Here is a 25810-nt window from a genome sequence, read left to right as displayed (position 1 = left end):
AGAGGTGAGAGCGCAGTGGCGCAGCAGGTAGACGCCGGGAATGCGGCGAGGGAAAGCTCGGGAGTGGCCGGTCGGCGACCCGGGTTGCTTCCGCTGACCCCGGCCCAGCGCGGAATCTGGTTCGCCGATCGCCTGACGCCCGATTACTCGGTCAACATCGCTCAATATGTCGACATCCGGCACGAACCGGGCGAACTCGATCTGGATCTGCTCGCCGACTGCACTGAGGTCGTCGGCCGGGAGCTCGAATCGCCGTATCTGAGGATCGTCGAAGTCGATGGCATTCCTATGCAGTACGTCGATCCGGAGTACGACCAGAAGGTCGAACGGATCGACTTCCGGTCCGCCCCCGATCCCCTCGGCGAGGCCAAACGCTGGATGCTCGCCGAGTACGGTCGCACGATCGACCTGATCCGGGATTCCCTGGCCGCGTCGGCGCTGATTCGGGTCGCCGACGACCACACGATCTGGTACTTGCGTGGACATCATCTGGTGATCGACGGTTACGGCGCCATGACCATGCTCAAGCGAGTGCTGCGCCGCTACAACGCACTCCGTGCCGGGGGCGTGGTCGATGCGAAGCCCGGCGCGACGCTCGCCGAACTCAACGAGTACGCCTACGGATACGAAGACAGCAGGCGGCGGGAGACCGACCGGGCGCACTGGTCCGAGCGGGTCCGGGACCTGCCCGAGGGGATCGGCCTCGCCGACCCGAAGGGCGCCGTCTCGCCCTCGTTCGAGAACATCGTGAGCGAACGGGTGCTCACGGCGGATCTGCAGAACGGCATCGAAGCCCTCGCTCATGCTCTCGGCAGTTCTCCCGCGGTGGTGGTCACCGCCGCGTTCGGCGCCTATCTCGCGAGGATGAGCGGCTCCGACGACGTCGTCCTCAGTCTGCCGGTGGCGGGCCGGCTCACGGCGAAGATCAAAGACTCGGCGGGCATGGTCTCCAACGTGGTCCCGGTACGACTGCAGGCGCACGCGGCGGCCACCGGCCGGGAGCTGATCGCGGCGACACTGCTGGAACTGACGGGTGCGCTCCGCCATCAGCGGTACCGCTCTGACGACATCCGCCGGGATGCGGGCCTGTCGAGTGCCTCGATGTCCTTCGGCCCGACGGTCAACATGATCTTCTTCGACACGCCGCTCGCCATCGACGGCGGGGAACTCGACTACCACATCCTCGCGGCCGGAGCGCTGGAAGACCTGCTCGTGATGCTCTACCAGCCGGGGCCGGACGCTCCGCTCTCGGTGGATCTACACGGCAATCCGGGCCTCTACACCGGGGAGACGCTGGGCGCGCACCACGTGCGGTTCATCAGCTTCCTCGAACGATTCGTTCGCACCATGCTCGACGATCCGGATCGGTCCCTCGCCGAACTGAGCCTGGTGCCGCACAGCGAGCGTGAGGCGCTCACGCGGCGCGCGCGCGGTGCCCAGCCGTCCACCCTGCGGGACATCCTGAACCGGGGCGAGGCGCTGCGCCCGCCCGACGCGGTGGCCGTCATCGGCGCGCAGAGCATCGGGGCGCAGCAGTTCGAGCAGGCGACCAACCGGCTCGCCCGCGAGCTGATCGCCCGGGGCGCCGGACCCGGCTCCGTGATCGCCGTCGACATGGCGCGGTGCGAATGGTCGGTGGTTGCCTGCGTCGCGGTAGCCAAGACCGGCGCCGCCTTCGTCAGCGTCGATCCCCGGCACCCGGCGGAGCGGCGCGAGATGATGCTCGCCGACGCCGGAGCGATTCTCGGCCTGGCGCTCGGTGGCGTCGGGATCGAATGTCACCTCGGCACCGACTGGATCGTCATTGACGACCCGCAGGCGCAGGAGGCGCTCACGGCACACAGTGCCGAGCCGATCACGAAGGCCGAACTCCTCCGGACTCCGCAGCTCGACGATCCCGCCTATCTGATCTACACCTCCGGCTCGACGGGTACGCCGAAGGGCACCGTCGTGCCCAACCGCGGTCTCGCCAACCTTGTGGAGAACCAGCAGCGGGTCTTCGGTCTCACCGAGAACTCACGTGTCCTGCACGTCGCCTCGCCGAGCTTCGACGCGTCGGTCTTCGAGATGCTCATGGCGCTCGCCCCCGGTGGCCGGCTCGTGGTCGCCGAGGTGAACACCTACGCGGGTCAGGAATTGGAACGCCTGATCACCGAGAACGGTGTGAGTCACGCCGTCATGACGCCCTCGGCGCTGCGCACCATCGATCCCGCCGCGGTGCCCTCGCTGGAGGTGGCCCTCAGCGCAGGCGAGGCCTGCCCGCCCGACCTCATGCGCCAGTGGAGGGCGGCGGACCGCGCCTTCTTCAACCTGTACGGACCGACCGAAGCGACGGTCTGGGCGACCGGCGACGGCCCCTACGAGCAGGACGACGAGATCACCATCGGTCGCGGCCTCGACGGGGTCGGCGCACTGGTGCTCGACGCCGCGCTGCATCCGGCCCCCGTCGGCGCGACGGGTGATCTCTACCTCACCGGCGATCAGCTCGCTCTCGGGTACCTCCACAACCCCGGCCAGACCGCGACCGCCTTCGTGGCGAGTCCGTTCGAGCCTGGCACGCGGATGTACCGCACAGGCGACCGCGCCGCGCGCCGCGCGGACGGGCGGCTGGACTTCCGCGGACGGAGCGACTTTCAGCTCAAGATCCGCGGGATGCGGATCGAGCCGGGCGAGGTCGACGCCGCGTTGCTGTCGCACCCGGACGTCGGCAACGCGTTGAGTCTTGGTGCGCAAGGGCCCGCCGGCGACACGGTGCTCGTCTCCTACGTGAGTCTCGTCGAGGGTTCGGACATCGGGCCCGACGAGGTGCTGGAGTTCGTGTCCGCGCACCTGCCGCCGCACCTGGTGCCGCACACCGTGATGGTGATCGACGAGTTCCCGACCACGCTCGTCGGCAAGATCGACCGTCGGCGGATGCCCCGGGTGGAGTTTCATTCGTCCAGGTCGGAGTACCTTGCACCGCGAACCGCGCTGGAAGAGACCATCGCTCAGATCTACGCCGAGATGCTCGACGTCGAACGGGTCAGCGTCCGGGACAGCTTCTTCGCGCTGGGCGGAACGTCGCTGTCGGCGGCGCGGCTGGCGGCCCGGCTGTCCGAGGCGGTGGGTCGTTCGGTCACCGTGCGCACCATCTTCGACGGCGACGACGTCGCCGGCGTCGCCGCCGAAGTCGAGAAGCTGACTGACACCGATCGCGGTCCGGAGTTGACGGCGCTCGACCACCCCGGCCCGGTGCCCGTCTCCGAAGCCCAGCGCGGCATGTGGCTGCTCAATCAGGCCGACATCGACTCGGCGGCGTACAACCTCCCGCTCGTCCTCCGGCTGCGGGGATCGCTCGATCTCGCCGCGCTGCGGGGGGCCGTCGCCGACCTGGTGGAACGCCAAGCGCCGCTGCGCACCCGCTACCCGATGCAGGGTGGCACCCCGATGATGGTCGTCGAGCCGGCCGAGGTGATGCTGGCGGCCCTCGACCTGGAGCCCGTCGACGTCACCGGGCCGCTTGAGGCGGCGATCTCCGAGGTCACCGATCGTGGCTTCGACGTGGCGACGACCGTGCCCGTCAACATCCGGCTGTTGAAGGTCGCCGAGGACGATCACGTGCTGGCCTTCGTGATCCATCACATCAGTGCTGACGGTGCGTCGATGGCGCCGCTGGCGCACGACTTCATGGTCGCTTACGGTGCTCGCCACTCGGGCGAGAGTCCACGGTGGTATCCGCTGGCCGTGCAGTACGCGGACTACGCCGTCTGGCAGGAAGGGCGGCTGTCGGCGTCCGACGACGGGGTGACCCTGCGTGACCGGCAGGTGAACTACTGGCGCGAGCGCCTGACCGGAGCGCCGGAGTCGATCGATCTGCCCGCCGACCGGCCGCGGCCGGCCACCTCGAGCGGTGCCGGCGGAACCATTCATTTCGATCTGCCCGCCGACCTGGTGGTGGACTTGGAGAAGGTCGCGCGTCAGCACAACGCCACGCTGTTCATGGTGACCCATGCGGCACTCGCCCTGCTACTCGGAAGGCTCAGCGGCAGCACCGACGTGGTGGTGGGCACGCCGCACGCGGGACGCGGGCAGGCCGTGCTCGACGACCTCGTGGGCATGTTCGTGAACACGCTGGCCTTGCGTACGGCCATCGACCCCGGCATGCCGTTCGGCGCGTTCCTGGAGCAGGTGCGCGATGACGATCTGGCCGACATGGCGCATGCGGACGTGGCCTTCGAGTCTGTCGTCGCCGAGCTCGGCGTGCCGCGCTCGAATGCGTTCAATCCGGTGTTCCAGGTGGTGTTCTCGTTCCAGAATCTCGAATTCCCGGCGGTGGCCCTCGATCGTCTGACGATCACCGCAGTGCCTGAAGCCGACACTCCGGCCAAGGTCGACCTGCAGTTGACGCTGTTCCCCAGCGACCCGATCGCGCTCGGTGCACGCACCGCCGACGACGCGATCCGCGCGGAGCTGCTGTATTCGGCGGACCTGTTCGACCAGCGCACCGTGCAGGTGTTCGCCGATCGCTATCTGCGGGTGCTGGAGACGATCGCCGCCGATCCCGAAACGATCCTGGGTGACATCTCGATCGCGACGCCGGACGAAGTGGCCGCCGCCGAGGACGCCGTCACCGAGATCGATACCCCGCTCAGCGACTTGGTCGTGCAGGCCGCCGCGGCCGCTCCGCAGATGCGCGCGGTGTGCGCGATGGGCACGGAGGTCGACTTCGCGACGCTCTCCGGAACGGCTTCGGTGATGGCCGCGGCCATGGCCGATGCGGATGCGGCACTGACCACGGCGCTGCTCACAGTGGTTCCCGGGCTTGCCGCGGCCGGCGCCGAGGCCCTCGGTGATGCACTCGGAGAATTGCGCCGGCACGCCTTGGAGGCCACCGGCGTACTCGAACCGGAGGGATCCCAGCCGAAATGACACTTCCCACGCCAACGGGACTTGAGTTCGCTCGGCTGTGGGGAGGCTCCCCGGCCGTCGTCGACCAGATCGCCTTTGTGGCCGCCGTCGATCCAGACCGGATCGCCATCGATCGCGAAGGTTCCCCGGTCACCTTCGCGAGCTTGCACGCCCAGGTGTCGGCGACCGCGGGTGTGCTCGCGGCACAGGGTCTGGACGCGGGTATCGCGGTCAACGCGGCGATCACCGGAGCCCTCCCGGTCACCGAGCTCTCACCAGATGAGATCGCGGCGCGTTCGGCCGCGGTCCTGTCCGGGATCGCCGCCGCGGTGTACGACGCTGCGGGCAGCGAAGACCTCGCCTCGATGCCGGGGATCTTCCGCGGCGTGGCCCGCCGTCAACCCGACCGGGTCGCCGTCTCGGACCTCGACGGAGGCTCGCTGACCTACCGGGAGCTCGATGAGCGCTCGGACACCCTCGCCGCGGGGCTGATCGCCGCGGGGGCGGGCCCGGAGACCCGGGTCGGCGTGGCGCTGCCGCGCACCGTCGACCTGATCGTCGCCCTGGTGGCAACGCTCAAGACCGGTGCCGCCTATCTGCCGCTGGACACGTCGCACCCGGTCGACCGGCTGCGTTCGATCATCGACGACGCCGCGCCCGTGCTGATCCTCACCGATCCGGCCGGGCGGGAACTGTGGGCGGGCACCGGTTTTCCGCTGATGACCGTCGACGAGGCGGCCGACGGGGCGACCGAGCCGGCGCGGTCGATGATCCCGCGCGCGGTCGACCCGCGCCACGCCGCGTACGTGATGTACACGTCGGGCTCCACCGGCCGGCCCAAGGGCGTCGTCGTGACGCACGCCGACCTGGTCGCCCTGCTCGCGGCGCTGGCGAACGAGTACGACTATTCGCCCGACGACGTGTGGAGCATGTTCCAGTCGTACGGCTTCGACCTCTCCGTCGGCGAGATCTGGCCGGCGTTGGCCTTCGGCGGGCGTCTCGTCGTCCTCGACTACCTGACCACGCGGGCTCCCGACGAGTTCGTCAAGGTGCTCGAGCGCGAGCGGATTTCCGTCGTCAACCTCACCCCGTCGGCGTTCTATCAACTGGCCGCGGCGGTCCGCGAGCCGGCGCCGGGAAGGTTGTCGCCGTCGGTGCGCTCGATGATCTTCGTCGGGGAGGCCCTGGACTTCGCGCAGGTGCGCCGCTGGTTCGACGATCGCGAGCGGTACGACGGCAATGACGGACCTCAACTCAACAACATGTACGGCCCGACCGAGGCGACCGTCTATCTGACGCGGCGGGAGCTGACCCGGGAGTTCGTTCGCGAGACCCTCGCCAGCGACGTGGGCACTGCGCTGCTGACGTCGCGCGTCTACGTGCTGGATGCGCGCTTGAAGCAGGTTCCCGACGGGGTGCCGGGCGATCTCTACCTGGCCGGTGACCAACTCGCGCGCGGTTACGACGGCCGCTTCGATCTCACCTCGACCCGCTTCGTCGCCGATCCGTTCGGCGAGCCCGGCGACCGCATGTACCAGTCCGGCGACGTGGCGATCATCCGCGGGGGCGGCCTGGAGTTCCTCGGCCGCGCCGACGATCAGGTGAAGGTGCGCGGCTACCGGATCGAGCTCGGTGAGGTCGAGGCCGCGCTCGAATCCGCCGACGGTGTCAACGCCGCGGCCGCCGCGGTGAAGCAGCGCGACGGCTTTCCGGAGCAACTCGTCGGGTACGTGGTCGGCACGATGCCCGACGGCGGCTCCCTCGATGCGGCGAAGGTACGCGAAGCGGCATCTTCGAAGGTGCCCGACTACATGGTCCCGGACGTCGTGATGGTGCTGGACCGGCTGCCCCTGAACGTCAGCGGCAAACTGGACCGCCGCGCGCTGCCGAAGCCGGTCGTCGCCTCGCAGGCCGAGTTCGTGGCCCCGGCGAACCGGGTGGAGCAGCAGCTCGCCGGGATCGTCGGCGAGATGCTGGGCCTCGACCTCGTCAGCGTGACCCAATCGGTGTTCGAACTGGGCGGAAACTCGCTCCTGGCCGCCAAGATCGTCGGACGCGCCTGCGAGGTGCTGGGCGTCTACGTGAACATGCGCGACATCTTCGCCGCGCCCACCGTCCGCGGACTCGCGGCGAAGGTGAGCGACCTGGGCGCGGCGTTGCCCGCGCTGACCGCTCCGGACGCCCGCCCGGACCTGCTGCCGTTGTCGTTGGCGCAGGAACGGATGTGGTTCATCAACCGGTTCGATCCGGACGACCCCGCCTACAACATCCCGATGACGCTGCGCATCGGGGGAGACCTGGACCTCGACGTGCTGCGCGCCGCCGTCGGCGACGTGGTGGCACGGCACGAAGTGCTGCGCACCGTCTTCGCCGACGTCGACGGCGTCGCGGTACAACTGATTTCGCCGGTGACCGACATTCCGGCGAAGCTCGATTGGCGAATCCTCGACTCGGCGGAGCAATTCGCCGGGGCCGCGGCGGAGGGGTTCGACGTCACGACGTCGTGGCCGATCCGCGTGCTGGTCTGGCAGAGCGCGCCCGGGGAACATCTCCTCGGGCTGATCGCCCATCACATCGGCGCGGACGGCGAGTCATTGCTGCCGCTGGTCGCGGACCTGGTGACGGCCTACACCGCGCGGCGAGGCGGTGAGATCCCGAGCTTTTCGCCGTTGGCGATCCAGTTCGCCGATTTCGCGCTGTGGCAGCGCACGGCGCTCGGCAGCCCGGACGACGCGGCCTCGGTGCTCGGCGCGCAACTCGCGTACTGGCGTGGACGACTCGCCGGCCTCCCCGACGTCTTGGAACTGCCCGCGGATCATCCGCGGCCGGCCCGGGCGTCGCACCGCGGTGAACAGATCGACTTCGGGATCTCGGCCGCCGTCGCCGGCCGGCTGACGGCACTGGCGCGGGAACTGGACGCGACGCCCTTCATGGTGCTGCACGCCGCGCTCGCGGTGCTGCTCGCCCGGCTGTCGGCCACCGACGACATCGCCGTCGCGACACCGACGGCGGGCCGCGGCCAAGAAGTCCTCGAGCCGCTGGTCGGCATGTTCGTCAACACTCTGGTGCTGCGTGCGCACGTCGATCCGGCCGCCTCGTTCCGCACGCTGGTCGAGCGGATTCGCACCGACGACCTCGACGCCTACGCCAACGCGGACATTCCGTTCGAGGCACTCGTGCAGGCGCTGGATCCGGTCCGCAGCGAAGCGTTCTCCCCGCTCGCCCAGGTGATGCTGTCGCTGGATCCGGCGGCGTCCGCGGCCGCCGCCGGGCTCGAGGTCGCCGGGCTGTCGATCGTGCCCGCGCCGGCGCCCGTCGTGCCCGCCCAGGTGGATCTGACGGTGACGATCGCGAGTGCCGCCGAGTCCGAGGCGTGGAGCGGAACGATCATCTACGCGACCGACCTGTACGAGCCGGCGTCGGCGGAGCGGTTCGCCGAGCGGTTCGTCCGGCTGCTGGGCGAGTTGACCGCACACCCCGACACCCCCGTCGGCGACGAGCCCTTGGTGCTCGACGCGGAGGCGGCCCGGGTCCTCGCGGCCTCGGCTGGACCGGTCGTCGACGTTCCGGCCGGCCGGCTGGCCGATGTCGTCGCCGCCTGCTGCGCGCGGACTCCGTCCGCGCCCGCGGTGGTCTTCGAGGACCGGATTGTCTCCTACGGCGAGTTCGGCGCGCGAGTGGCCGCCCTCGCGCGGGAGCTGATCAGCGTGGGCGTGGGCCCCGATGTGGCCGTGGGTGTGTGCCTGGAGCCCAGCGTGGAGCTGGTGCTCGCGGTTCACGCGATCTCGGCGGCCGGTGGCCAGTATGTGCCCGTCGGTATGGATGCGCCACGCGAACGAGCGGTGGGCATGCTGGCCGCTGCCGGGGCGTCGCTCGTGCTGGTCGCCGCGGGAGATGTGCCCGCGCCGCTGGCCGGCGTGGCGGGTGTGCGACTGCACGAGGTCGATTCGTCGGCCGAGGTGGATCGTGCGGCGGGACCGGTGACCGACCGCGAGCGCTTGGCGCCGGTGCAGGGTGATACCGCCCTCTACACGCTCTTCACGTCCGGATCGACGGGCGTTCCCAAGGGCGTGACGGTCGCGCACGATGCGGTGGTCAATCGCCTCGAGTGGATGCGGCGTGACTACGGCATCGATGCGGGGGACCGTTTCCTGCTGAAGACGCCGTATACGTTCGACGTGTCCGTGTGGGAGTTGTATCTGCCGTTCACGGTCGGCGCGCGGCTGGTCGTCGCCCGGCCGGGCGGACACCGCGATCCCGAGTATCTGGCGGCGACTCTCACGCGCGAGAGTGTGTCGCTGGTGCACTTCGTGCCGTCGATGCTGTCGGTGTTCGTGGACGTCCTCGGCGGGCGACTGGGGGAGCTGACCTCGTTGCGTGCGGTGTTCACCTCGGGTGAGGCACTGACTCCGACGGTTGCGCAGGCACTGCTCTCGGCGCTGCCCGGCGTGGAACTGCACAATCTGTACGGTCCGACCGAGGCCGCGGTGGACGTCACCGCCGCCCGCGTCCTGCCGGGCGAGGTGGAGGTGCCAATCGGCCGTCCGGTGGCGAACACGCTCGCCCTGGTCCTCGATCCGCGACTGTGTCTGGTGCCGGACGGGGTGCCGGGCGAGCTGTATCTGGGCGGTGTGCAGTTGGCGCGCGGATACGCGGGGCGTCCGGATCTGAGCGCCGAGCGGTTCGTGGCCGATCCGTTCGGAGGGTCCGGTGCGCGGCTCTACCGCACCGGCGACCTGGTGCGCAGGCGGGCCGACGGATCGCTCCTCTACCTCGGGCGCACCGATTTCCAGGTGAAGCTGCGCGGCCAGCGCATCGAACTGGGCGAGATCGAGGCGGTGATCGCCGCGACGCCCGGCGTCGTCCATGCCGCGGCCGTCGTCGCGGAGGCCCCAGCCGGCGGCCAGGTGCTGGTCGGCTACGTGGCACCGGCCTCGGCGGATCTCGACGCGGTCAAGGCCTCGGTGTCGGCGGCGCTGCCCGAGTACATGGTGCCCACGATCTGGATGCGGCTCGACGAGGTGGTCCTCAGCAGTGCGGGAAAGCTGGACCGTCGCGCGCTGCCCGAGCCGGATTTCGAGATCGTGGCGGCGGACTACGTGCCACCGGTCGGTCCGATCGAGGAACAACTGGCCGCGATCGTCGCCGGACTGCTCGACATCGACCGGGTGTCGGTCACCGAGTCGTTCTTCGCGTTGGGCGGAGACTCCATCCTCTCGATCCGGCTGGCATCGGCGGCGCGTGCGGCCGGGTGGGAGCTGTCTCCGAAGGACATCTTCGAGAGCCGCTCGGTCCGGAGAATGGCGGCCCTGGCGGCAGACCTGAACCGCGGTGTGCCGCTGCTCGAGGAACTGCCCGGCGGCGGTGCCGGGGCCTCGGTCATCCGGCCCGCGGTCTCCTGGATGCTCGAGTCGTCCGACGGTCCGCGGGACTTCGCCGACTTCTCGCAGTCCGCGATCCTCGTCGCCCCCGAAGGGCTCACCGAGTCTGTCCTGGGTGAGCTCTTGGCCGCGGTCGTCGCGGTGCACCCGATGCTCTCGGCGCGCCTTCGCGACCGGGACGGCGACTGGTCGCTCGACGCGGGTACCGGCTTCGACCCCGCCGACTCGGTGGCCGCGGTGACCTCGCCGCATCCGGTCGATTCGAACGGCTACGCGGCCGATCTGCGCGCCGCGTTCCATGCGGCATCGCGGCGGCTCGATCCCGCCGCGGGACGTCTCGTTCAGGCCGTGCTGGTGTCCGCCGATGGTGAGGGAGCGCGGATCGTCCTGGTGATCCATCACCTGGGGGTGGACACGGTCTCCTGGCCGGTGATCGTGGAGGACCTGATCACGGCCTGGAGCCAGCGGCAGTCGGGTGCGGAGGTCGCGCTGCGTCCGGAGGTGACCTCGCAGCGGACCTGGGCCGCGGCGATCGCCGAGCATGCGAAGGGCTTCGACGATCAGACCGGCTACTGGCTGGCGCGTCTCCCGGAACGGACTACCAGCCTGGGCGCCGAGTTCGACCGCGCGCGCGACCGCGAGCGGACCGCGACCAGCGTGGTGCATCACCTCACGCCGGAGATCACCGATGCGGTGCTGACGTCGCTCCCGCAGGCGTTCGGCGGGAACATCAATGATGTCCTGCTGGGGACGCTCGCGCGGGCGATCCGCAGTTGGCAGCGGGCCCGCGGGATCGTCGACGACGAGCAGATCGGCGTGCTCGTCGAAGGGCACGGTCGCGACGAGCCGATCCTCGAAACCGGCGCCGAGCCGGTCCGCGCCGATCTTTCGCGCACGGTCGGCTGGTTCACCACGCTCATCCCGATGATGCTCGACCCCGCCGACGATGTGGTGCACGCGATCAAGGCCGCGAAGGAGGAGCGGCTCGGTGTCCCCGACCGAGGAGCGGGATTCGGAGAACTGCGCTACCGCGCCGGCGGTGCGCTGGCCGAACGGCCGATGCCGTCGATCCTCTTCAACTATCTCGGCGCGGTCGGCGATTCTCGCGCCGGCGCGGGCCTGGCCTTCTCCCCGGTGGGGGAGGCGCTGGAGCTCCCGGGCTCGCCGAACGGCGACATGGCCATGCCGGCGGCGCTGGTCGTCGACACGGTCGCGATCACCGAGGGTGACGGCCGCCGGCTGCGTACCCGCTTCCGGTTCCCCGAGGCGTTGCTGACCAGCGCCGACGTCACCGACCTCGGAGAACGCTGGTCCGCCGAACTCGCTGAGGCCGCGGCGGCGACGTCCGGCGAGATCGGGCTCTCCCCGTCGGACGTGCCGGGCTCGGGCGTGACCCAATCCGAACTGGACCGCCTGGCCGGCGAGCTCCCCGGTGCCGACGTGTGGCCGCTCACGCCGTTGCAGCTGGGCCTGTACTTCCAGTCGGTCTTCGCCGGTCCCGACGAGGTCGACGCCTACCACATTCAGGTGCGGATCAGTTTCGCCGGCGAGGTCGACGAGGCGCGGTTGCGCGCCGCGATGACCGCGCTCGTCGGCCACCACCGGGTACTCCGCTCCGGCTTCCGGCAGATCGACGCCGGTGTCGTCGCGGTGGTGCCGCCGGAGGTTCCCGTCGCGCTGCGCGTCGTCGCCCTCGACGGCCTCGACGCCGCCGCGGTCGCCACGCGGGTCGCCGAGATCGCAGATGCCGAACGGCTCGAACGCTTCGACCTGGCGGCCCCGCCGCTGATGCGTGCGGCGCTCGTCACCCACGACGGCGGCGCCGATCTCGTGGTCACCTCGCATCACCTGCTCTTCGACGGCTGGTCGGGCCCGCTCGTCATGGCCGATCTGCTCGCCCTGTACGCCACGGGCTCGCCGTACACGCCGACGCACGAGAAGGGCTTCGCCGATCACGTGCGCGCGGTCGCGGGTTCCGCCGACCCCGTCGGCCTCGACGCGTGGCGGAGTGTGCTGCATGCGGTCGAGGGTCCCACCCGTATCGCGTCCGCCGGCGCGACGACCGTCGATGCGATGCCGGAGGACTTCGCCTTCACGCTCGACCGGGCCGAGGTCTCCGCTATCCACCGCCTGGCGCGGGACACCGGGGTGACACTCGCGACGGTGCTGCAGGCCGCGTGGGCGGTGCTGCTCGCCCGCGTCACCGGCAATCGCGTCGTCAGCTTCGGCGAGACCGTGTCCGGCCGTCCCGCCGATCTCGACGGCGTCGACACCATGGTCGGCCTCTTCATCAACACCCTGCCGGTGGTGGTCGACGCCGACCCCGGCCGGTCGTTCCGGGACCTGCTCGGGGCACTGCAGAGCGACAAGGTCCGGGTGCTCGACCACCAGTCGGTGGGCCTGCCCGCGCTCGCGGCGATCGCACCGGCCGCGCTCGAGTTCGACACGCTCGTGCTTCACGAGTCGTATCCGATCGACGCCGAGTCGATCTCCGCGGCCCGTCCCGGGGGACTGGAGTTGCGCGACATCGAGATGCGTGACGCCACCCACTACCCGGTCACCTTTGTCAGCGCGGAGCGCGACGGGCAGCTGATCGCCAATCTCAAGCACTTCCCGGGTGCCTTCGGCACCGAGCAGATCGAGATCTTCGCCGACGGTCTCCGGGAGGTCCTCCGGGCCGCGGCCCGGGCCCCGGAGACCCTGGTCGGGGACCTGCCGCTGACCGACGACTCCGCCCGGCAGCAGCTGGTCACGGCGTCGACCGGTCGGATCGTCGAGGGCCTCGACGAGTCGCTGTCCGGTGCGGTCGCCGCTCAGGTGGCGCGGACGCCGGAGGCGGTGGCGCTGGTCTTCGGTGAGCGGGAGGTGACCTATCGGGAGTTCGGGCTCCGCGTGGCGGCGCTGGCGCGGCGACTGGCCGCCGCGGGTGTGCGCGCGGAGACCGCGGTGGCGGTCGCGGTGCCGCGGTCGGTCGAGGTGATGGTGGCGGTTCATGCGGTGGTGGCTGCGGGCGGCCAGTATGTGCCGATAGATCTCGATACTCCGGTCGACCGGGTCGAGTACATGCTGCGCACGGCCGGTGTGCGGATTCTGATCGTCTCCGACCGGGCGGCCGCGGGCGCCGCGTGCGCGGCCGCAGACACGGTCGGCATCGCCTTCGTCGACGTCGACGCGTCGATGCCGGTCGATGCTGACGCGGTGTGGCCGACGGCCGGGGGCGCCGGGGAGGTGTCCGTGGCATCCGAAGCGGCGGTGTACACGCTGTTCACGTCGGGGTCGACGGGTATGCCCAAGGGGGTGACGCTGTCTCAGGGCGCGGTGGTGAACCGGCTGCGGTGGGGGCTGGACGAGTTGCCGATCGGGGCGGCGGACGTGGTGGTGCAGAAGACGCCGTACACCTTCGACTGCTCGGTGCCAGAGCTGTTCGCTCCGTTGATGGTCGGTGCCAAGCTCGTGGTGCTCAAGCCCGGCGGGCATTTGGAGCCGGGGTATCTCGCCGCGGAGATCGCCCGGACTTCGGCGACGATGGTGCATTTTGTGCCGTCGATGCTGTCGGTATTCCTCGACGTGGTGCCTGCCGAGACGCTGGAGACTCTCCGTTCGGTGCGGATCGTGTCGACGACCGGTGAAGCCTTGCCTCCGGCGGTGGCCGCTCCGGCCCGCGAGGTTTGGCCCGATGCGTTGTTCTACAACCTGTACGGTCCGACCGAAGCCGCTGTCGAGATCACCTACGAGCGGATCGAGCGGGTGTCCGCCGGTGATTCCACGGTGCCGATCGGCGTTCCGGTGTGGAACTCGACGGCGCTGGTGCTCGATGACCGTTTGCGGCTTGTTCCCGCCGGGATTCCCGGTGAGTTGTATCTGGGTGGTGTGCAACTGGCCCGCGGTTACGCTTCGCGCGCCGATCTGACGGCTGAGCGGTTTGTCGCCGACCCGTTCGGTGGCCCCGGTGCGCGGTTGTACCGGACCGGTGATCTGGTGCGTCGCCGCACCGATGGTTCGTTGGAGTATCTGGGCCGCACCGATTTTCAGGTCAAGTTGCGTGGGCAGCGTATCGAGCTCGGTGAGATCGAGGCGGTGCTGGCGGCCGCGCCGGGTGTGGTGCATGCGGCGGTGACGGTGGCCCAGTCGCCCGATGGCGGCGAGCATCTGGTCGGATATCTGGCGGCCGGGCCGGGGCAGGTGCTCGGGCTGGCGGCGGTGCAGGCGTCGGCGGCGGCCGCGCTACCCGGCTACATGGTGCCCACGGTGTGGATGGTGGTCGAGGACATCACGCTGAACACGGCCGGAAAGCTGGACCGTCGGGCGCTGCCGGCGCCCGAGTTCGGTGCGCCGACCGACGTCTACGAGGCGCCGGAAGGTCCGGTCGAGGAACGGCTGGCAGTGGTTTTCGCCGAGGTACTCGGTGTCGATCGGATGAGTGCCACCGAGTCGTTCTTCGATGCGGGCGGCAACTCGCTGTCCGCGATGCGGCTCGTCGCCCGGGCGGGTGAAGTGCTCGGCACGACGCTGTCGGTGCGCGATCTGTTCGCAGACCCGTCGGTGCGCGCCCTGGCTGCGGCAGCGGCCGGCGCCCACACCGCGCTGGTGCCGCTGATTCCGCCGGCGCCACGGCCGACGGACGTCCCGTTGTCGTTCGCCCAGGAGCGGATGTGGTTCATCAACCGGTTCGAGCCGGAGGCGCCGACGTACAACATCCCGGTGCTGCTGCGCGTCACCGGCGACCTCGATCTCGGTGCGCTGCGCGCGGCGCTCGTGGACACCGTGATCCGCCATGAGATTCTGCGCACGGTGTTCCCGGACGTCGACGGCGCCGCGGTGCAGCGGATCAGTCCGGTCGAGGGTGTTCCCGAACTCCTCGACTGGCGGGTACTCGACACCTACGACGACTTCGCCGCGGCGGTCGGCGCCGGCTTCGACGTCACCCGTGTCTGGCCGATCCGCGGACTGGTGCTTCGGGACGGTCCGGACGAACATCTCCTCGCGCTCGTCGTGCACCACATCGCGGCCGATGGCGAGTCGATGCTGCCACTGGTCGCCGACCTGGTGCGGGCGTACGAGGCGCGCCGTGCCGGCGATGCTCCGGCGTTCGCGCCGCTCGAGGTGCAGTTCGCCGACTTCGCGGTCTGGCAGCGCGCGGCGCTGGGTTCGATCGACGATCCCGACTCGGTGCTGGGCGCGCAGCTCGGCTACTGGCGTGAGCGACTGGCGGAACTGCCCGAGGTGCTGGAACTGCCGGCCGATCACCCGCGTCCCCCAGTGGCGTCGCACCGCGGCGCCCGCGTCGACTTCGAGATCCCCGCGACGGTGGCCGACCGGCTGACCACGCTGGCGCGCGAGTGGGATGCGACCCCGTTCATGGTGGTACATGCCGCGCTGGATGTGCTGCTCGCCCGGCTGTCGGCCACCGACGAAGTGGCGATCGCGACGCCGATCGCGGGTCGCGGGCAGGCGGCCCTCGATCCCCTCGTCGGCATGTTCGTCAATACCCTCGTGTTGCGGACGCGCATCGCGTCGTCGATGAGTTTCGCCGCCCTGGTCGAGCAGGTGCGCGCCGAGGATCTCGACGCCTTTGCCAACGCCGACGTGCCGTTCGAGGCGCTCGTCCAGGCCCTCGATCCGGTGCGGAGTGAGGCCTTCTCGCCGCTGGCCCAGGTGATGCTCTCCTTCGATCCGGCCGCGGCCGCCGCCGCGGCCGGCTTCGAGGTGGCGGGTCTGACGCTCGCACCGGTGCCGTCGCCGGTGGTCCCGGCGCAGGTGGATCTGACCTTCACCCTCGCGAGCGCACCACGGTCGCGACCGTGGTCGGGCAGCCTGACTTACGCGACGGACCTGTTCGAGCCGGCCTCCGCCGAACTGCTCGCCGGACGGTTCGTCCGGTTGCTCGACGAGTTGACCGCCGCACCCGCACTTCCGATCGGCGACGAGCCGCTCCTGCTCGACGGCGAGACTGAGCGGATTCTCGCCGTATCTCACGGCTCCACGGTGGCACTGCCGACGGACACGGTGGCCGATGCGGTCGCCGCCCAGGTGACGCGGACGCCGCGGGCCGAAGCCCTCTGGTTCGAGGGCCGCAGTGTCTCCTACGCCGAGTTCGGCGCTCGGGTGGCCATGCTCGCGCGGCGCCTGATCGCCGCGGGAGTGCGTCCGGACACCCCGGTGGGTGTGTGCCTGGAGCGCGGCGTGGAACTCCTGGTCGCCGTGCACGCGGTGACCGCCGCCGGTGGCCGCTACGTGCCCATCGGCGTGGACACTCCGGCCGACCGGGCGCGGTACATGCTGGACACCGCGGGTGTGCGGCTGGTTCTGGTGGCTGACGGTGAGTCGCCCGAGCCGTTGAACGGAGCGGACGAGGTCGTCCTGCTCGAGGTTGACGCGTCGGAGGCGGTGGACCTGACGGTTCCCCCGGTGACCGATGCCGACCGGCTGGCGCCGTTGCGGCCGGAGAACGCCTTGTACACGCTGTTCACGTCGGGTTCGACGGGCGTCCCCAAGGGCGTCACGGTGACCCATCGATCGGTGCTGAACCGGCTGCGGTGGGGGCTGGACGGGTTCGGGTGGTCCGTCGGTGATCGGGTGGTCCTGAAGACGCCGTACACCTTCGATGTGTCGGTGCCGGAACTGTACGGTCCTCTGATCGGCGGCGCCGCCGTGGTGATCGCCCGGGAGGGCGGGCACCGGGAACCGGACTACCTCGCTGATCTGCTGGCCGAGACCGCCGCGACGAGCGTCCACTTCGTGCCGTCGATGCTGTCGGTGTTCCTCGATGTGGTCGACCGGGACCGGCTGGCCGCGCTCACGTCGCTGCGCTGGTTGTTCGCGTCGGGCGAGGCGCTGGCGCCGTCGGTCGCGGCCGCGGCGCACGCGGTGTGGCCGACCACCGAGATCCACAATCTGTTCGGTCCGACCGAGGCCGCGGTCGAGGTGAGCTGGGCCGACGTGTCCGATGCGCCCGAGGTGGTGACGATCGGCGCGCCGGTCTGGAACACCTCGACGCTGGTGCTCGACGACCGTCTGCATCCGGTGCCCGCCGGGGTACCTGGGGAACTCTATCTCGGTGGAGTCCAAGTGGCGCGCGGGTACGAGGCGCAGGCCGGGTTGACGGCGGAGCGCTTCGTCGCCGATCCCTTCGGGGCGCCGGGAACCCGGCTTTACCGGACCGGCGATCTGGTCCGGTGGACCGTGGATCAGCAGATCGAGTATTTGGGGCGGACCGACTTCCAGGTGAAGCTGCGCGGCCAGCGCGTGGAGCTCGGCGAGATCGAGGCGGCGATCGCCGCGGCCCCCGGTGTGGTGCACACCGCGGCGACGGTCGCCCGGGCCGCTGCCGGCGGGGAGTTCCTCGTCGCCTACGTCGCTCCGTCGTCGGTGGACCTCGACGCGGTCAAGGCGTCGGTGGCCGGCGCGCTGCCCGACTACATGCGCCCCTCGGTGTGGATGCCGCTCGATGCGGTGGTGCTGAACTCGGCGGGAAAACTGGATCGTCGTGCGTTGCCCGCCGCGGATCTCGCGATGCCGCAGGCGGAGTATGTGGCACCGGAGGGAGCGAACGAGGCGGCTGTCGCGGAGGTGTTCGCCGACCTGCTCGGCGTCGCGCGAGTCAGCGTGACCGGGTCGTTCTTCGACCTGGGCGGCAACTCGCTGTCGGCGATGCGAGTGGTGGCGCGCGCCGGTGAGGTGCTGGGTGCGGAGCTGAGTGTGCGCGACCTCTTCGACGCGCCGTCGGTGCGGACGCTGGTTGCGGCGGCGGTGGACCGATCGCCGATGCTGGCGCCGATCGTTCGCGTGGAACCGCGTCCGGATCGGGTGCCGCTGTCGTTCGCGCAACAGCGCATGTGGTTCATCAACCGTCTCGACCCTGCCGAGTCGACCTACAACATCCCGTCGATGTTCCGGCTCACGGGTGAGATCGATGCGGACGCGCTCCGCGCTGCGGCGGCGGACCTGGTCGGACGCCACGAGATCCTGCGGACGACGTTCCCGGCCGCCGACGGGCGCCCTCACCAAGTGGTGTCTCCGGTGGACGAGGTGCGCGACCGGCTCGATTGGCGGGAGTGCTCCGCGGCGGACGATCTCGCCGCCGAACTCCGCCGGGGATTCGACCTGGCCACCGAGTGGCCGATCCGCGTGCGCCTCGCGCGTACGGGGGCGGGGGAGACGTACCTCGGCGTGGTGGTCCACCACATCGCCTTCGACGGGCAGTCGTTCGGTCCGCTCGCGAGCGATCTGCTCGCCTCGTACGCGGCCCGCGTGGGCGGGCGGGCACCCGGTCTGGAACCGTTGCCCGTGCAGTACGCCGACTACGCGATCTGGCAGCGGGCGGTCCTCGGTGAGCCCGGCGACACCGAGTCGGTGGTCGGCCGCGAACTGGCCTTCTGGCGCGACGAATTGGCCGGCGTCCCCGATGTCCTGACCCTGCCGTCGGATCGGCCGCGGCCTCCGGTGGCGAGCCACCGCGGTCGGCAGCACGTCTTCGACATCCCCGCCGAGGTCGCCGCGCTGGTGGATGCGGCCGCTGCGCGGTACGGAGCGACGCGCTTCATCGTCCTGCACGCCGCATTCGCGGTCCTGCTGGCCCGCTTGTCGGGTGCGGGCGACATCGTGATCGGCGCACCGGTCGGTGGGCGCGGGCGCCGTGAACTCGATTCCCTCATCGGCATGTTCGTCAACACCCTCGCGCTGCGTACCCGTGTCGACGCCCGGGTGCCGTTTGAGTCGCTGCTGTCCGACGTCCGCAGGCGCGACATCGAGGCGTTCGATCACGCCCGGGTGCCGTTCGAGTCGGTGGTCGACGCGCTGAATCCGGTGCGGTCGGAGGCATTCTCCCCGATCGTGCAGGTGATTCTGTCGGTGGATCCGGTCGGCGCTCCGACCGAACCGGTCACGGTCGGCGGGCTGCGGGCCGAACCGGTCGAGGTGGCCGACGAGCCGGCCCAGCTCGATCTGAATCTGACCGTCGCCACCGGGGAGGCCGGCGAGGCATGGCGGGCCGTGCTCACCTACGCGACCGATCTCTTCGAGCCGTCCACGATCGAGGCGCTGGGCGCGCGGTTCGTCCGCGTGCTCGCGGGGGCGCTCACCGCGCCGGAGACACCGGTCGGCGATGTCCCCCTGGTGCTCGCCGACGAACTGCCGGCGGTGCTGGCGGAGTCCGCCGGCTCCCTCGAACCGGTGCTCGACGAGACGATCGCCGAGGCGGTCGCAGCGAGCGTGGCGCGCGTACCCGAGGCGGTGGCGCTGATCGCCGGCGACCGCGAGGTGACCTACCGGGAGTTCGGTGTGCGAGTCGGCGCACTCGGGCACCGCCTCGCCGCGATCGGCGTGGGTCCGGATTCCGCCGTCGGCGTGGTGATGGACCGCAGCGTGGAACTGGTGATCGCCGTGCACGCGATCATGGCCGCGGGCGGGCAGTACGTGCCGATCGCGATCGACGCGCCGCTCGACCGTGCAAGGTACATCGCCCGGACGGCGGGGGTCGGCGCGGTCCTCACGTCCGCGGCCGAGGCCGCGCCGGACTACGTCACGGCGCTCGACGTGCCGGTCATCGAGGTCGACGGCGCTGCCGAGCTGCCGGTGGACGTGCCTTCGCTCACTCCCGGCGCGGGCACCGCGCTCCGATCCGGTCTCGCGGCGTACACGTTGTTCACCTCGGGCTCGACCGGCGTGCCAAAGGGCGTGACCGTCTCGCATCGCGCCGTGCGGAACTTCGTGGCGTGGTTCGACGAGTTGGTGCCGGCGGGCGATCAGCGATTGCTGTTCAAGACCCCGCACACTTTCGACGCGTCGGTCCTCGAACTGTTCTGGCCGCCGGCTACGGGGCGCACCATGGTGATCGCCGATGCGCAGGGACACCGCGATCCACGGTATCTCGCGGACGTGATGAACGAGGCCGGCGTCACCGTGGTGCAGTTTGTTCCCTCGCTGCTGGCCGCGTTCCTGGACGTAGTCGGGGACGGCCCGCTGCTGCCGGGGCTGCGGGTGCTGTTCTCCGGCGGTGAGGCCTTGCCGCCGGCCGTCGCGAGCGATTTCCGCCGGCGGGTGCCACAGGCGACGGTGACGAATCTCTTCGGGCCGACTGAGGCCGCGGTGTACACGATGTCCGCGCATCTCGATCGGGTCGGCGAGGTGGTGCCGATCGGACGCCCGATGCGCAATACGACGGCGCTGGTGCTCGACGATCGCCTGAACCTGGTGCCCGACGGCGTGTCCGGCGAACTGTATCTCGGCGGGATACAGTCCGCGCGCGGCTACGCGTCCCGGGCCGACCTGACCGCGGAGCGCTTCGTCGCCGATCCGTTCGGTGAGCCTTCGGCGCGCATGTACCGCACCGGTGACCTGGTGCGTCGTCGCCCGGACGGAGAGCTCGAGTACTTGGGCCGCACCGATTTCCAAGTGAAGCTGCGTGGTCAGCGGATGGAACTCGGCGAGGTCGAGGCGGCGATCGCCGCCGCTCCGGGCGTGGTCCACGCTGCGGCCCGCGTCGTCGAGGGACCCGCGGGAGATCAACTGGTCGGCTACGTCGCACCCTCGTCGGCCGGCACCGACCGGGTCGCCACGGAGCTGGCCGCCCGGCTGCCCGAGTACATGGTGCCCACGGTGTGGGTGAGCCTCGACGAGATGCCGCTGAACACCGCGGGTAAGGTCGACCGCCGGGCGCTTCCCGAACCGGAGTTCACCGCCGCCGAGTACACGGCGCCGGTGACCGACGCCGAGCAGGCCGTCGCGGCGGTGTATGCCGACCTGCTGGGGGCCGATCGGGTCTCGGTGACCGAATCGTTCTTCGATCTCGGGGGGAACTCGCTGGCGGCGATGCGCCTGGTCGCTCGCACCTCCGAGGTGCTGGGTGTCCAGCTGTCGGTGCGGGACGTGTTCGATGCGCCGAGCGTGCGGGCGCTGGCAGCGGCTGTCGCCGGCCGGGCGCCCGCGCTGCCCCCGATCACCGCGGCGGCCCCGCGGCCGGAGCGGGTGCCGTTGTCGTTCGCGCAGCAGCGGATGTGGTTCCTCAATCAGCTCGACCCGGCACTGCCGACCTACAACATCCCGACCGTGCTGCGCCTCGAGGGCGCGGTCGACCTGGCGGCGCTGCGCGCGGCGGTGATCGACGTCGTGGGTCGCCACGAGGTGCTGCGCACCACGTTCCCGGCTCAGGACGGTGAACCCGCCCAGCACGTGTCCCCGGCCGCGGACGTGGCGCGGCGGATCGACTGGGCGTCGGTGCGGAGCGCCGACGAACTGCGCACCGAATTGATGCGCGGCTTCGACGTGACGGTCGACTGGCCGATCCGTGTGCGGTGGCTGCCCTCCTCGGGCCCGGACGGGATCCTCGGCGTCGTCGTGCACCACATCGCGTTCGACGGCCAGTCGATGGGACCGTTCGCCGCGGACCTGATGGCGAGTTATGCGGCGCGAGCAGCGGGCGATGCGCCGACGATCGGTGCGCTGGACGTCCAGTTCGCGGACTACGCGATCTGGCAGCACGAGGTCCTCGGTGCCCCCGACGACCAGTCGTCGATCATGGGACGGCAACTCGACTTCTGGCGTTCGACGCTGGCCGGGGTGCCCGACGTCCTCGAACTTCCGGCCGATCGGCCGCGGCCGGTCACGGCCACCCACCGCGGTGCGCAACTCCGGCTGACGATTCCCGCACGGGTCGCGCAGCGCGCCGACGCGTTCGCCGCCGCGCACGGTGTCACCCGGTTCATGGTCTTGCACGCCGCGTTCGCGGTGCTGCTCAGCCGCCTGTCCGGGTCCGATGACATCGTGATCGGCACGCCGACGGCCGGCCGCGGCCAGCCCGCGCTGGACGCCATGGTCGGCATGTTCGTCAACACCCTCGTCCTGCGGAGCCGGATCGACACCGCCGACGACTTCACGGCGATCGTGAAGCAGGTGCGCAGCGGTGACCTCGCGGCGTTCGAGAACGCCGAGGTGCCGTTCGAAGCGATCGTCGACGCGCTGAACCCGACCCGATCGGATGCGTTCTCCCCGCTGGTTCAGGTGATCCTGTCGGTCGACCCGACGACGGTCGACCCCGGCGCGGTCGAGGTGGACGGTCTGAGCATCAGTGCGGCGGAGATCGGCGAGCCCCCGGCGCAGATGGATCTCAACGTCACCATCGTCACAGGCGAGGAGGGTGAGGACTGGACTGGCCTGCTGACCTATGCGACCGATCTGTTCGACGAGGCCACCGTGACGTCCTTCGGCGACCGCTTCGTACGGGTGCTGGACGCGATGCTCACGCGACCCGGTACCGCGGTCGGCGACGTCGCGCTGATGGCGGAGAGGGAACGAGGCCGCGTCCTCGAGGCGTCCGACGGTCCGTCGGCGGCGGTCGACGGTGAGACGCTCGCCGGCGCGCTGGAGCGCAGTCTCGCGCGATCGCCCGAGGCGATCGCGCTCGTCGCGGGTGACCGCGAGCTGTCGTACGCGGAGTTCGGCGCACGAGTCGGTGACTTGGCGCGACGCCTGATCGCCGCCGGGGCCGGGCCGGACGTCGCGGTCGGGGTGGTGATGGACCGCAGCGTGGAACTGGTCATCGCTGTTCATGCGATCACGACCGCGGGCGGGCAGTACGTGCCGATCGATCCGTCGACACCCGCAGATCGTGCCGAGTACATGATGCGGACCGCCGGCGTGGGCGTGACCGTCGTCCGTGCAGGAGGTCCGATTCCCGACTTCGTCTCCGCGCTGAGTGGTCACGTCGTCGAGTTCGATGCCGCGGCGCACACGCCGTGGGGCACCGGTCCGTTGCGCGCGGCGCAGCGGCGTGCCCCGCTGCGCCCCGCCGACGCGGCATACACGTTGTTCACCTCCGGGTCGACGGGACGCCCGAAGGGCGTCACTGTCTCTCACCAGGCGGTCTGGAACTTCCTCACCTGGTTCGACGACCATGTTCCGGCGGGCGAACAGCGACTGCTGTTCAAGACACCGCACACCTTCGACGCCTCGGTGCTCGAACTGTTCTGGCCGCTGGTCACCGGGCAGACGATGGTGATCGCCGAGGCGCAAGGGCATCGAGATCTCCGCTATCTGGCGGAGGAGATCGATCGCGCAGGTGTCACGGTGGTGCAGTTCGTGCCGTCCTTGCTGTCGGCCTTCCTGGACGTCGTCGACGACGATCCGCTGCTGCCGGGAGTCCGGGTGCTGTTCTCCGGCGGCGAGGCGTTGCTGCCCGCGGTCGCGAAGCGGGCCGCTCAGCGGATGCCGGCCGCGACGCTGGTGAATCTGTTCGGCCCGACCGAGGCGGCCGTCTACACGATGTCGGCCGAACTGACCGAGGTCGGTGAGCTGGTGCCGATCGGGCGCCCGATGCCCAACACCTCGGCGCTCGTTCTGGATCACCGACTCCATCCGGTCCCCGACGGGGTCGCGGGAGAGCTGTATCTCGGCGGGGTGCAGTCCGCCCGCGGATATGCCGCTCGGCCGGAGCTGACCGCTGAGCGCTTCGTCGCCGACCCCTTCGGCGCCGCCGGAGCGCGGATGTACCGCACCGGAGACCTGGTCCGGCGCACCGCCGACGGCGACCTCGAATACCTCGGCCGCACCGATTTCCAGGTGAAACTCCGTGGTCAACGGCTCGAACTCGGTGAGGTGGAGGCCGCCATCGCAGCGGTGCCGGGCGTGGTCCTCGCCGCCGCACGGGTGGTCGACGGACCGGCGGGTGAGCAACTCGTCGGCTATGTGTCTCCGGCGGCAGCGGATCTCACGACCATTGAGACGGCTCTCGGCTCGGTGCTGACCGAGTACATGCGCCCGACGGCGTGGGTGCTCCTCGACGACCTCCCGCTGAACGCCGCGGGCAAGGTGGATCGTCGCGCACTGCCCGACCCGGAACTCGGCGCCGCCGAGTACGTGCCGCCGGCGAGCGAAGATGAGACCGTCATCGCCCGGGTGTTCGCCGATCTGGTCGGCGTCGACGAGGTCTCGGTCACCGAGTCGTTCTTCGACCTGGGCGGCAATTCACTCGCCGCGATGCGCTTGGCGGCGCGGGTGGCGGGGGCCCTCGGCGTGCAGATATCGGTCCGTGACGTCTTCGACGCGCCGACCGTTCGGGCACTGGCGGCCACCGTCTCGGGCCGGTCGCCGTCGCTGGCGCCCGTCTCGGCCGCCCATCCCCGGCCTGAGCGCATTCCGTTGTCCTTCGCTCAGCAGCGCATGTGGTTCATCAACCGCTTCGATCCGGAAGCGCCCACGTATAACATCCCGGTCGCGGTGCGTCTGCGGGGTCGGCTGGATCTCACGGCGCTCAGGCAGGCGGCCCGCGACGTCGTCGCACGCCATGAGGTCCTGCGGACCACGTTCCCGGCCGTCGACGGTGAGCCCGTCCAGCTCATCCACGCCGCGGGATCGGCGAGCGCCGAGCCCGATCTGGCCGTCGTCGACGACGACGCCGCGCTCGTCGCCGCCGCCGGTGCCGGATTCGACGTCGCCGAGCGTCCCCCCATGCGGATCCGCCTCCTCCAGGACGGGCCGGACGACTGGGTTCTGCTCACCGTGATCCACCACATCGTCGGCGACGGCGAGTCGATGGGGCCGTTGATCTCGGACATGATCCGGGCGTACTCGGCGCGCGCGGCCGGCGCGGACCCGGGATTCGCCGAGCTTCCCGTGCAATTCGCCGACTACGCGCTCTGGCAGCAGTCCGAACTCGGCCGTCCGGAAGACCCGGACTCCGTCGTCGGCCGCCAGCTGGTGCACTGGGAACGCGCCCTCGCCGGACTCCCCGATGTCCTCGAACTCCCCGCGGACCGTCCGAGGCCACCGGTCGCGACGCATGTGGGCGCGCAGGTGCGCGTCGAGCTGCCACGCGAACTCGGCGAGAGAGTCGAGCAGGTGGCGCGGGAGCGCGGGGTCAGTCCGTTCATGGTGGTGCACGCGGGCCTCGCCGTGCTCCTCTCCCGGCTGTCGGCGACCCCGGACATCGCCGTGGCGACTCCCATCGCCGGTCGCGGCCAAGCCGAACTCGACGGGCTGGTGGGCATGTTCGTCAACACCCTGATCCTCCGCACCGACGTCGACATCGCGGCCACCTTCGACGATCTGGTCGAGCAGGTGCGCGGTGTCGATCTCGAAGCGTTCGCGCACGCGGACGTCCCGTTCGAGACAGTGGTCGACCGGCTCAACCCGGTGCGATCGCAGGCGTTCTCACCGCTGGCTCAGGTGCTGCTCTCGGTGATCCACGCGCACCAGCGCACCGGCGACGTGACGGTGCCGGGGCTGCGGGTGACGCCGGTCCCGCCGCCGGTCACCCCAGCTCAGGTGGACCTCGCGTTCCATGTCGAGGCGCACTCCGGGGCGCCCTGGCAGGTGTCCATCGTTTACGCGACAGATCTCTTCGAGGAAGGGACCGTCGCTAGGCTGGGTCAACGGCTGGTCGCCGTCCTGGACGGCGTGACGCGGCATCCCGGCGACCCGGTCGCGCTCGCACCGCTGGTGAGTGACGGTGAGCGGGAGGAGATCGCGGCCTGGTCGCGCGGCTCCGCGAGCGGCGACACCGATCGGACCCTGGCGGGGCTGATCGACTCATGAGTTTCGGTATCCGT

General features: G+C 70.5%; 2 protein-coding genes. Both read left to right on the top strand.

The features are described 5' to 3' along the window. The first annotated feature begins 15 nt into the window (after positions 1 to 15). Positions 16 to 4908, top strand: a complete 4893-nt coding sequence (locus MYK68_RS17140; protein WP_247864956.1) for a non-ribosomal peptide synthetase — start codon at positions 16 to 18, stop codon at positions 4906 to 4908. Further along, positions 4905 to 25796, top strand: a complete 20892-nt coding sequence (locus tag MYK68_RS17135; protein ID WP_247864955.1) for a non-ribosomal peptide synthase/polyketide synthase — start codon at positions 4905 to 4907, stop codon at positions 25794 to 25796. Before MYK68_RS17140 ends, MYK68_RS17135 begins: the two co-directional genes overlap by 4 nt. The last annotated feature ends 14 nt before the right edge of the window (positions 25797 to 25810 follow it).

It is taken from the genome of Gordonia sp. PP30, assembly GCF_023100845.1.
In the GTDB taxonomy this organism is placed as follows: domain Bacteria; phylum Actinomycetota; class Actinomycetes; order Mycobacteriales; family Mycobacteriaceae; genus Gordonia.
The sequence above is the reverse complement of the archived record's forward strand: the minus strand, read 5'-3'. Positions and strand labels throughout refer to the sequence as shown.